We start from the raw sequence: 10238 nt of genomic DNA on the forward strand, positions 1-10238 counted from the left end.
GCATGCTTTTTATGAGTTTCAATTGCTGAATTTTTCCTGTTTTGGCACCATCCAGATCGACGATGTGTAAATGAGTCGCCCCTTGCTGGGCATAATGTTGTGCCTGCGAGATGGGGGCGTAGTCGTAAATTGATACGTCTTCAAATTGCCCTTGGCGTAAGCGTACACAGCGGCCTTGCTGTAAATCAATCGCAGGAATAATTAGCATGGCTCCTCCAGCTGTAAAAAATTGTTGAGTAGTTTCAGTCCCGTATCGGCTGATTTTTCCGGATGAAATTGCATCCCATAAATATTTCCATGCTGCACAATGGCTGTAAAATCTTGGCCATATTGGCAACGGGCCAAGGCATGTTCATCATTCAGCAAAGCATAACTATGGACAAAATAGACATAATCGTCAGCAGTCAATCCTTTTGCTAGTGGCGTGGTTTTCGTCCAGTGTAATTTGTTCCATCCCATATGAGGAATAGGATGTTCCTTTGTTAGTGATAAACGTTTGATTACACCAGGAAGCAAGTTTAAACAGGGTACATCCCCTTCTTCACTGTGGGCAAACAATAATTGCATGCCAAGGCAAATGCCTAATAAAGGCTGAGGTAACTGCTGCAAGACGTCTGTTAATTGATAGTCATGTAGGGCACGCATAGCACTTGCTGCTGCACCCACGCCGGGCAAAATGACGTGGCTTGCCTGAATAAGATCATTTGCCTGGTGCGTTAATTGATAGTCGTAGCCTAAGCGTTTAATGGCATTCGTTAATGAGCTTAGATTATTACCAGTGATATCAATAACTGCAATCATAAAACCCCCTTGGTGGAAGGCAAGTTATTATCACAACGCATACAAGCTTGGCGTAGTGTCCGACCCAGCGCTTTGAAGCAAGCTTCAATCATGTGGTGATGGTTTTTCCCCTCTACTTTGATGTGTAAAGTAGCGCCTAAGCTGCTGGCCAATGAGTGGAAAAAATGCGGTACCATTTCAGTTGCCATGCCGCCAACAAATTCACGTGTAAATTGGCCTTCAAAAACACAATAACTGCGGCCGCAAAGATCCAAAGCGACGCTAGCCAGTGCTTCATCCATAGGTAGGGTAAAGCCATAGCGGGCAATGCCCCATTTATCGCCTAAAGCTTGTTTAAGTGCTTCGCCTAAAGCAAGAGCAGTATCTTCAATTAAATGGTGCTCATCGACTTCAATATCGCCTTTAGCGTGTACTTGCAGCCCCAACCCACCGTGTTTGGCAATTTGTTCCAGCATATGACTGAAAAAACCAATCGGAGTGTGGATCTTATTTTCCAATTCGGCATCCAAATTGATTCGCAACTCAATCGTTGTTTCTTTGGTTTGGCGTTGAATGATTGCTGTTCTTTCCTGTTGTAGAATGGTTTGCGCTACTGATTTCCAACCGTGGCTTGCATGAATTGGTAAAAAACCAATCCCTACATTTTCTGCTAATTCTTTATCCGTTGGGCGATCGCCAATAACCCAACATTGCTTTCGATCGAGCGCATTTTGTTGTAAAAAGGCATCCAGTAAACCTGTTTTCGGTTTACGACAATTGCAGTGGTCATTGTCTCTGTGAGGACAGATAAATACCTCGCTAAAATAAATACCTTGCGTAGCAAATAAAGAGAGAATGAAATCATGGCAGCGTTGAAACGATTGCTGCGGGAAACTGTCAGTTCCCAAGCCATCCTGATTGCTAACCATAATCAGACGAAAGCCTGCCTGTTGCAAAGAGAGTAGGGCAGGGATGACATCAGCACATAAACGAATTTTGTCTAAGTCATCCACTTGGAAATCTGTTGGTTCTTCAACCAGAGTACCGTCTCGATCAATAAAGAGAATTTTTTGCATAGTTTATTCTCCCTTAAAGGCTTTCAATGCAGTTATCAGGCGTTGATTTTGGGATTCGTCGCCCACACTAATGCGCAAGTGATTTTGCAACAGGGGGAGGCCGGTAAAATGACGTACCGCAATGTCATGCTTAGCAAACCAGGCAGCCAGAGGAAATGCATAAGCGCTACGCACGAACATGAAATTGGTACGGCTTGGGTAGACAATGTCTATCCAAGATGATTGCTGTAGTTCAGTCATTAATTGAGTACGAGCATTCAGTATTTGCTGCACATTCTGAGCGAACCATTGTTGATCAGCTAATGCTTTTTTAGCCAAATTAAGCACGACACTGGATAAGGTATAAGGGGGAGTAATATTTTTTAGAGCTTGGATGATCTGCGATTGAGCAATGACAGTACCCAGGCGTAACCCTGCCATGCCATAGGCTTTAGATAGGGTGCGAAGTACGATCAAATTATCAAAAGACGTAAGTAAACTTGCTGCACTGGGAAATTGAGCGAAATCAATATAGGCTTCATCAACAACCACAACGGCTTTGTCTTTGAAGTGCTTGCAAAGTTGCGAGATGGTGTCTAAATCCAACAAACTCGCCGTTGGGTTATTGGGTTGGCAGAGCATAATGATTTTACAATCGGGTTGCCAAAGGGCCAATAATTTTTGTAGATCCAGACTAAAACCGTTTTCTGCATCCAGCGGGCAATTGATAATCTCGGCCTGCTGTAGACGAGCATAAAAGGCATACATAGGAAACGTGGGAGGGCATTGCAAGATACTATCGATCCTTGCACGCAGGAATAAACGCATTACCAAATCAATTCCATCATCACTACCACGGGTTAAAACCATTTGTTCACTGCTGATTTGATAGTGTTCAGCGAGTTGTTCTAGCACTAATTGCTGCTGTCGGGCATCTGGATAATGATTTAAAGGAGTATCTATAAACGGTATAGGTGATCTGGGTGATTCATTGGCATGCAAGCGGCAATTCAACTCATCACCGTTAGGTACATAAGGTTTCATAGTGACTAGATCAGGACGAATTAAATTTAAGACTGACATATTAAGACTCCAAGGTGTTTAATCGCACTTCAATGGCTTTGGCATGAGCGTCCAGACCTTCAATAAAGGCGAGCGTTTGTGCTGCTTCCCCAAGGGTGGCAAGGCCTTCGGCAGTAATAGACTGCACACTCAGCGTTTTTAAGAAGTCGATGGTACTAAGGCCGCTGTGATTACGGGCATAACCATTGGTCGGTAAAACATGGTTAGAGCCGCTTAGGTAATCTCCCATCGTTTCTGCGGCCCACGGACCGAGAAAGATCGTCCCGGCAGCGCTAATCGCTGGCACCCAATTGACTGCGTCAATACGATTAATGATTAAATGCTCGGGTGCATAGCGATTGATAATATCAAGTTGTTCACTACGTTCATCACACACGAGAATAATACTGTGTTGCAAAGCCTGCTGAATGATCGTCTGTCTGGATAAGGCGGATAGTTGCTGGCTAATCGATTGATTGACTTTAACAGCAAAGTCTTCACTTTCACAGAGTAAAATCGCCTGCGAATCGGTACCATGCTCGGCCTGTGCCAATAAATCGGCGGCAACGAAATCAGGATTGGCTTGATCATCGGCTGTGATCATCACTTCTGATGGCCCAGCAGGCATATCGATTGCGGCACCGTAAGGATCGGCAGCAACGTGTGCTTTTGCTTCTGTTACATAGCGATTACCTGGACCAAATAATTTATCCATTTTGGCAATGGATTCGGTGCCATAAGCCATGGCTGCAATAGCTTGAGCGCCACCAATTTGATAAATCGTGTCGATGTCACAAAGACGTGCCGCTACTAAAAGGTGAGGATCAATTTCTCCGTATGCATTAGGTGGTGTACACAAGACTTTGATTGGGCAACCCGCAACCTTGGCTGGAATCGCTTGCATGAGCAAGGATGAAACCAGTGGTGTACTATTGCCTCCAGGTACATACAAACCAACTTTATTGATTGGTCTGTGAGTACGGGAAATAGAAATCCCTTTTGCGGTTATTATTTGCTTTGCCTGTGGCATCACCGCTTGGTGGTAAGTGGTAATAGTCTGAATTGCTGCAGTTAGAGCTTGCAATGCTTGTGCACTAATTCGGGCTGCATTGATGGCGTCAGTTGCAACCCTTAGCGTGCTTAATTCAACTTGATCAAATTCACGGGTAAAAGCAAATAAGGCGTCATCTCCTCGTTGTTGTACAGTAGCAATAATGTCTTCGACCTGTTTGCGACAGTGATTATTGATGAGCGGCCTTGTTAGTCGTTGTTGTTTTTCTTCTAAGGATAAATTTCGCCAATTATTTATAGTTAACATCAGAGTCACTCCAGCATTTTTTCAATGGGTAGTACCAGAATTGAACTGGCACCTAGGGATTGAATGGTTTCCAAGGTATTCCAGAAAATACCTTCACTGGAAACGACATGCACCGCTACTTTGTCAGGACTAGCTGGTAAGGGCATGATGGTCGGTGATTCCGCACCGGGAAGTTGTTCACAGATACGTTCCAAGGCTATTTTGGGTGCATGAAAAAGAATGTATTTCCGTTCACTAGCTTGTTGGACGGCTTGGATTCGTCTTTGCAACATGGCAAATAAATCTTGGAAAGATGGCTCCATAGGATGCTCGGCTTGAATAAAAACTGCCTGGCTATGTAACACGGTTTCAACTTCAACTAATTTATTATCCTCCAAGGTTTGACCGGAGGAAACCAGGTCACAGATGACATCGGCCATTCCCATACGAGGGGCTACTTCAACAGAACCTGACAGAACAAGACTTTCTGCACAGATTTGCTCTTTCGCTAAATATTGAGTTAGCAAGAGGGGATAACTGGTGGCAATACGTTTACCATCCAAGCTGCCTGGGCCACGGTAGTCAAATGTTTCCGGCACTGCAATGGATAAACGACAACGGCAACTGCCTAAGGCTAAAACGGTTTTTATAGGATTTTATTCGTTGCATTCAGAGCGGCCTCCAGTAAGACATTCTCGCCAACAAGACCCCCATCGCAGAGGCCATCAAAAATGAGGGTTGGGATATCATCATCACGAACAAAAAGCAGATCAATGGGAAAGTTATCAACGTGAGCAAGGAGACCATTCTCTTTAACACGAAATTTTAAACCACACTTCTGCAACAAACTTAAGGATTCTTGTGCTAAGCGTCCTTTTTTCTGTAAGGCTATACGTAAACGTTTTTTCACGACTGCTCCAAGCGTTCAGCAATTAAGGAATAGCCGCCGCTACCAAAACTTAGGCAACGGGCGACACGAGTTATTGTTGTTACACTGACCCCTGTCTGCTCATGAATACTGCGGTAGGGGACACCTTGTCGCAACATAGGAACAACTTCCCAGCGATCCACCATGGCTTCAAGTTCAGCGGGTGTGCATAAATCCGTAAAGAAAGCTAAAGCCTCCCCCGCATTGTTTAGCAGACTAATTGCATGCATCAGTTGATGAGTAGCTTCCTGTTTGTTGCTATGATGTGTTTTCATGATAATGTATTAATGTAATATAACATTGTTACATTGTATTGATTTCACTCTACACTGTCAAATAAATTTGACAGTACTCTGGGTTTGCGTTGAGATGTTGCTTTTCTGTGGGAGAAAGGAATGCTGTTAGAGAAAGAAACATCTTGTGTTGTATTGATTGATGTGCAGGAAAAATTAACCCCCTTTGTTCAGGAGGCGGAAGCGTTAGTAGCTAGATGCCAATGGGTTATTCACTTGGCGAAAGAATTGGGAATACCTTTATTAGTGAGTGAACAATATCCAAGTGGTTTAGGTGTTACTGTCGAGCCGCTACATTCCCTGATTGCAGAAGGCGAGTGTTTTGAAAAAGTACATTTTTCCTGTTTTCGTCAACCTACATTTAAGCAAAGCCTAAAGGCACTTAATAAAAAGCAACTCGTTTTAATCGGTATCGAAGCCCATGTCTGTGTTTTGCAATCAGCAATGGAAATGAAGGCAGCCGGCTATGAAGTCTATATCGTAGTTGATGCTATAAGCAGCCGAAGTCAGCTTGATTACAACTATGGCCTTAGACGTATGGAGCAAGCAGGTATTCATTTAGTGACGTCAGAAATGGTATTTTTTGAATGGGTTGGTCAGGCTGGTACGCCGCAATTCAAAGCACTAAGTAAAGCCTATTTACAACAAAAGGATAAACAATGAATTTAGATAATCAAATTGCTGTGATTACCGGTGGTGCTTCGGGAATGGGTAAAGCCTGTGCGCAAGCATTAGCTGCGCGAGGTGTAAGAGTTGTTATCTGGGATAAGCAGATAGAGGCTGGTGCCGCCAAAGAATTTGCTTTTGCTGTGGCTTGTGATGTGAGTTCTGCCGAAGAAATTGAGCGGGCACTGCAAAACAATCGCACAAATCGGTGTGCCAAGAATTTGTATCAATTGTGCTGGGATAGCACCTGCTAAACGGATGGTAGGGAAGGAAGGCGCGATGCCTTTAACTGCTTTTAAGCAAGTTATTGATGTTAATCTGATAGGCACGTTTAATGTGATGCGAGTGGCAGCTACGGCTATGGCAGGTTTGGAACCTGAACCAGGCTCACAGGAGCGAGGGGTTATCATCAATACGGCTTCTATTGCTGCCTTTGAAGGACAAATTGGCCAGACCGCTTATAGTGCTTCCAAAGGCGGTGTTGTAGCAATGACCTTACCTGCGGCACGAGAATTGGCACAACACGCCATTCGTGTGAATACGATAGCGCCGGGTTTAATTGCGACCCCAATGCTACTGAGCATGCCACAAGACGTTCAAGATAGTTTAGCAGCTACAGTGACTTTCCCTAAGCGTCTAGGCAAGCCAGAGGAGTTTGCAGCCCTGGTGGTACATATTATTGAAAATAGTTTTATCAACGGCGAAGTCATTCGCTTTGATGGCGCCTTACGGATGCAAGCACGTTAATCTTAAATTCAACTAAGCCTCTTGAGAGGCTTAGTTAAGAAGGCTGACTTTTATCCTCCTCTAGCTAAATCATTTGCATTATCCAAAGCAGGTTCTGATTCTTCTTCATGAGTCGTTGAGAAAAAGCTAAGTTGCTCCCTGATTTTTGGTTAAGCAACATGTGCTCGTTTTGCCATATTGGATGGATGCTGGATTATTATGATTCAGCTCTAAACGGTAATACGTACGCCCCTCTTTAGTGGAGTCTAACTCTACAGACTGGCAATTAGGGAGAGAGGCTTGGGATTCTGCAAGATAACGATCAATGAAGTTAAAAAGAACATTTTTTGCCATAATAGGTTTTCTATCTACAAAAGGAACAGATTATATATTGAGAGGCAAAAAATGATTAATTATGAGTAACTATTGATAAATTATTGTTATTTTGGTTTAAATTTATGCTTCCTGATGCCTGCTTGTCTCTGTGGTGATTTGTACATCACCATTGGCTGTGTAAAGATTGGTTGCATTGGCCTGATTTTTTCCCGTTAAGGAACCAATGATTTCTTGCCTCGTATTGAGGTTACTTGTAATTACTTGCCCATTAACGGCATTCAATTCGCGGCAGGACAGTAATTTTTCAGCGAGTTGATTATTTAATTGTTGAATCTGAGTTGCTTCGTCTACTGAACATGCACGCAAAAGTGCTTGTAAAGCCAATTTAGGTTGATTGTCATGAAGATTCATTTCAAGTAATTCAATGCGTTGCTTGGCACTTTGTTCAAGATGATTGGAAAGCGCTTGTTTTTGTGCTGCCAGTGATTCCAATGCATCAAATTGACGTTGAATGAGGACGTTTTTTCCTCAGATAGCAAGGTAATCAGCGAATCGAGCCAAATTAGTTCTTGCTGCAGTAAATTAACTAATTGGGCGGCTTTGAATTGAGTCATTTTTACGTCCTTATAATTCATATCGGGCACAATTACATAAAGGCTGTTTCTTGCCACTAAATCAGTACTGTATTGATCAATTTACTTCAAGATCAGCAACCATTTTTTAGCAATATTATCGCTGAGGATTTGGTATCGTCCTGCTGCAAGTTCTTCTTTAAAAAAGGCAACTCGCTCTTCATCGATTTCTTGAGCATCACGAATAAATTCTTTGAGTGCATCCATTTGTTTTAAGGTATCACTCCGACTAACGAGGTTAGTTTCTTCGGTGTGACTTTCTTGGGCAGCGGGTTGTGTTCGCTGTGGACGGGTGTCTGCCTCTACTCGTTTGAAATTACCTGAATCATTAATTGGGTTGACCATAACATTACTCTCAATTGCACTCATGATTATTATCGGCTCCTGTAGTGAAATCTTTAGTAATTTTCGTTTAATTTTTAACCTATATCATATTTTTTAATTAAAGTCACTATGATTTTAATAACATTTTTAAATGGCAACCCTAACCTGTTTTCTAGCTTGAATTTGTGCCTCAATGATTCGTTTGGAAGATAGATTTTTCACTTTAATAGTGTCTCCTAAACTACCATCATTTAGGGCTATTCCTTCCATACTTACATTAAGCATTTCACTGATGGCTTGGATACGCACTTGCTCCCCCTTATGAATCAGTACAGCTGTTTGCAAAATTGCAGGATTGAAAGCACTACCCTGGATTAGATTTTGTTTACAAACCAGACCAATAATATCTTCCATTTTGGTATAATAGCCTTGTTTTAAGAGACTAATGTCCATAGCGGCTATTTCAATGTCGTCTTTACCAATTTGAGTGCCTTTAAGTAGAGGACGTTTAGCGACCAGAATGTTTTTTGTACACTTATTTTTATTGGCACATAAAGTGTCCAATGTTTGCCAGTTTCTTGACATCGAATTCCCAAGGTGGTGGCATTTAATATTGAGGTTTGATAGGGGTTAAATACTTCAAGTTTATTGGTATCACAAGCACGCAATTTTAATCTGGCATCGATTTTACCGGTTGAAATATGGATATCCTTTTGATCTGCGGCACTTAAGGCATTAAGTACATGCTGGGTGATACGTTCTTCAATCATGGTTAATGATTGGATGGCTTCTGCTTGTAATAAAGGGCTTGCAAAAATGAGTAAAAAACTAGGATACTGCGTTTTAGCATAGATTGTTCTCATTTGAATGAATTCTTTTTTTAAGCAAATTACGAGCCAACTTTAGGGGGAATTGTGAAGTTGCACTATAAACTGGTAATGACTGTGTTGTGTGGGTGGTTAACAACGACTTTTTCTTGCGCAGAAAGCCATCATCCGCAAGCCTTTCTAAATGCTATCAAAGGCAGTAAAAATGAAGGTGAGCAAATCGTGCAGCATTTTTGTAGCAATTGTCATGCAGTAAAGCCTTTGATCCCACTTGGTGCCCCTAGAATGAAACAAAATGCAGACTGGGAAGCGCGTGTTAAGGGGAGGCTAAAGCAATTAATAGAGCATACCGAAAATGGATTTAATGCGATGCCTCCTCGGGGTGGTTGTTTTGAATGTACTGATAAACAGCTCGCTTTAGCCATTATGGCAATGCTTCCTGATGAGTTCGCAAAAGAGTTTTTAATTGATCTAAAAGATTATAAAAAAACAATTAGTTAAAATTTTTTATAAAAAGCCTAAATTTATTCAAACTTCTCCCGATAACATAAAAAAGAGGGAGGGTTCACCAATGAAAAACAACTAATCATTGGACCGTTGTGTGTGTTGACGGCCGCCTGTTCCACGATGGGGGGGCGCGATTCAATTGTGGATGATGCGGGCTATACGCATTACACCATAAGTTACCTGTCTGATACAAAAGGAGCAAGCTATTTCCCAGAAAAACGACCAGCAACGGGTAGAAAAGTATTTATTTTTGACCCGAAAGCGACCGCTTGGGCTGCCTACGACGCGCAAGGTAATCGCGTTAAAAACAGGAAGTGCCTCTGGTGGTAAAGACTATTGTGAGGACGTTGGTCGAGGATGCCGTACAGTTACAGGAACTTTCAGAGTCTATTCCAAGAAAGGAGAGGAGTGTACTTCTAGTCTTTACCCAATTGAAACGGGTGGTGGCGCGAGAATGCCTTATTGTATGCACTTCAATGGGGGTTATTCTATTCACGCCGCTTATGAAGTACCTAACTATAATGCCAGCCATGGTTGCATAAGGGTTTTACCAGGCGCTGCGAAGTGGTTGAACCAGGAGTTTATGGATGTTGGTTCAACTGTGATTGTGAAATCTTATTGATAAAAGCGGCATAACCCGCTTTTAAGCGGGTTGTCGTTTAGTGATCTTGAGACAGGTAAGTTCTTAACAAATGATTTATTTGTTCAGGATTAGCCTGTCCTTTAGTTTGTTTCATTACCTGACCGTAATAACTTCGTATAGCATACATTATACGAAGTTATACGAATAGCAAGGTAATCAGCG

The 10238-nt window shown here is 42.3% G+C and carries 16 protein-coding genes and 2 pseudogenes; 4 read left to right on the forward strand and 14 right to left on the reverse strand.

Features of this window, described 5'->3' with window-relative positions; genetic code table 11:
• The 8 genes from BN58_RS23905 to BN58_RS09910 form a co-directional block, all read right to left on the reverse strand.
• The coding region (locus BN58_RS23905; protein ID WP_040916402.1) for a HisA/HisF-related TIM barrel protein at positions 1-208 on the reverse strand (208 nt) is incomplete at its 3' end.
• Positions 202-801 carry an imidazole glycerol phosphate synthase subunit HisH gene (hisH, locus tag BN58_RS09885; protein WP_019216682.1) on the reverse strand — a complete coding sequence of 200 codons (600 nt, stop codon included), beginning with the start codon at positions 799-801 and terminating at the stop codon, positions 202-204. The genes hisH and BN58_RS23905, both read right to left, overlap by 7 nt.
• The gene (hisB, locus tag BN58_RS09890) at positions 798-1856 is read right to left on the reverse strand and encodes a bifunctional histidinol-phosphatase/imidazoleglycerol-phosphate dehydratase HisB (RefSeq protein ID WP_019216683.1); all 1059 of its coding nucleotides are present in this window, start codon (positions 1854-1856) and stop codon (positions 798-800) included. Before hisB ends, hisH begins: the two co-directional genes overlap by 4 nt.
• Positions 1857-1859: 3 nt before the next feature.
• Positions 1860-2918 carry a histidinol-phosphate transaminase gene (hisC, locus tag BN58_RS09895; protein ID WP_019216684.1) on the reverse strand — a complete coding sequence of 353 codons (1059 nt, stop codon included), beginning with the start codon at positions 2916-2918 and terminating at the stop codon, positions 1860-1862.
• A gap of 1 nt (position 2919) precedes the next feature.
• Positions 2920-4215, reverse strand: coding sequence for a histidinol dehydrogenase (gene hisD / locus BN58_RS09900; protein ID WP_019216685.1), 1296 nt, complete (start codon positions 4213-4215; stop codon positions 2920-2922).
• Positions 4216-4220: 5 nt separating this feature from the next.
• On the reverse strand, positions 4221-4793 hold the full coding sequence (gene hisG, locus BN58_RS33700) for an ATP phosphoribosyltransferase (protein WP_019216686.1): 573 nt from the start codon (positions 4791-4793) through the stop codon (positions 4221-4223).
• Between the two features lie 47 nt (positions 4794-4840).
• Positions 4841-5104 (reverse strand): type 2 periplasmic-binding domain-containing protein, encoded by a 264-nt coding sequence (locus BN58_RS33705; protein WP_019216687.1) that lies wholly within the window; start codon positions 5102-5104, stop codon positions 4841-4843.
• Positions 5101-5397: a YerC/YecD family TrpR-related protein gene (locus BN58_RS09910; protein WP_026069390.1), complete on the reverse strand. Its 297-nt coding sequence runs from the start codon at positions 5395-5397 to the stop codon at positions 5101-5103. The genes BN58_RS33705 and BN58_RS09910 overlap by 4 nt, the downstream gene beginning before the upstream one ends.
• A 120-nt stretch (positions 5398-5517) precedes the next feature.
• Between BN58_RS09910 and BN58_RS09915 the strand changes: the two genes are divergently transcribed.
• Together BN58_RS09915 and BN58_RS36985 are read left to right on the forward strand one after the other, a co-directional pair.
• Positions 5518-6078: a hydrolase gene (locus tag BN58_RS09915; RefSeq protein WP_019216689.1), complete on the forward strand. Its 561-nt coding sequence runs from the start codon at positions 5518-5520 to the stop codon at positions 6076-6078.
• Positions 6075-6828, forward strand: a pseudogene (locus BN58_RS36985) (SDR family NAD(P)-dependent oxidoreductase). Before BN58_RS09915 ends, BN58_RS36985 begins: the two are co-directional and overlap by 4 nt.
• A gap of 126 nt (positions 6829-6954) precedes the next feature.
• Here the strand turns inward: BN58_RS36985 and BN58_RS09930 are convergent.
• From BN58_RS09930 to BN58_RS33715, 5 genes are all read right to left on the reverse strand, one after another.
• Entirely contained in the window at positions 6955-7161 is a 207-nt protein-coding gene (locus BN58_RS09930) for a hypothetical protein (protein WP_019216690.1), read from the reverse strand.
• A 102-nt stretch (positions 7162-7263) separates the two neighbouring features.
• A complete protein-coding gene (gene flgN / locus BN58_RS23920; RefSeq protein ID WP_019216691.1) occupies positions 7264-7635 on the reverse strand; it encodes a flagellar export chaperone FlgN in 372 nt (123 codons plus the stop codon).
• Between the two features lie 203 nt (positions 7636-7838).
• Positions 7839-8144: a flagellar biosynthesis anti-sigma factor FlgM gene (flgM, locus tag BN58_RS09940; protein WP_019216692.1), complete on the reverse strand. Its 306-nt coding sequence runs from the start codon at positions 8142-8144 to the stop codon at positions 7839-7841.
• A 102-nt stretch (positions 8145-8246) separates the two neighbouring features.
• Complete coding sequence (gene flgA, locus BN58_RS33710; RefSeq protein ID WP_232220499.1) at positions 8247-8663, reverse strand: flagellar basal body P-ring formation chaperone FlgA; 417 nt, start codon at positions 8661-8663, stop codon at positions 8247-8249.
• On the reverse strand, positions 8558-8962 hold the full coding sequence (locus BN58_RS33715; RefSeq protein WP_019216694.1) for a hypothetical protein: 405 nt from the start codon (positions 8960-8962) through the stop codon (positions 8558-8560). The genes flgA and BN58_RS33715 overlap by 106 nt, the downstream gene beginning before the upstream one ends.
• A gap of 75 nt (positions 8963-9037) precedes the next feature.
• Here BN58_RS33715 and BN58_RS09950 point away from each other — a divergent pair, with 75 nt between their 5' ends.
• Together BN58_RS09950 and BN58_RS23930 are read left to right on the forward strand one after the other, a co-directional pair.
• Positions 9038-9427, forward strand: a complete 390-nt coding sequence (locus tag BN58_RS09950) for a c-type cytochrome (RefSeq protein ID WP_051131884.1) — start codon at positions 9038-9040, stop codon at positions 9425-9427.
• 126 nt (positions 9428-9553) lie between these two features.
• Positions 9554-10055, forward strand: a pseudogene (locus BN58_RS23930) (L,D-transpeptidase).
• 37 nt (positions 10056-10092) lie between these two features.
• Here the strand turns inward: BN58_RS23930 and BN58_RS37730 are convergent.
• Positions 10093-10203 carry a hypothetical protein gene (locus BN58_RS37730; protein ID WP_083852167.1) on the reverse strand — a complete coding sequence of 37 codons (111 nt, stop codon included), beginning with the start codon at positions 10201-10203 and terminating at the stop codon, positions 10093-10095.
• Between the last annotated feature and the right edge of the window lie 35 nt (positions 10204-10238).

The sequence above is a fragment of the Legionella tunisiensis genome (genome assembly GCF_000308315.1).
GTDB classification, from domain to species: Bacteria; Pseudomonadota; Gammaproteobacteria; order Legionellales; family Legionellaceae; genus Tatlockia; species Tatlockia tunisiensis.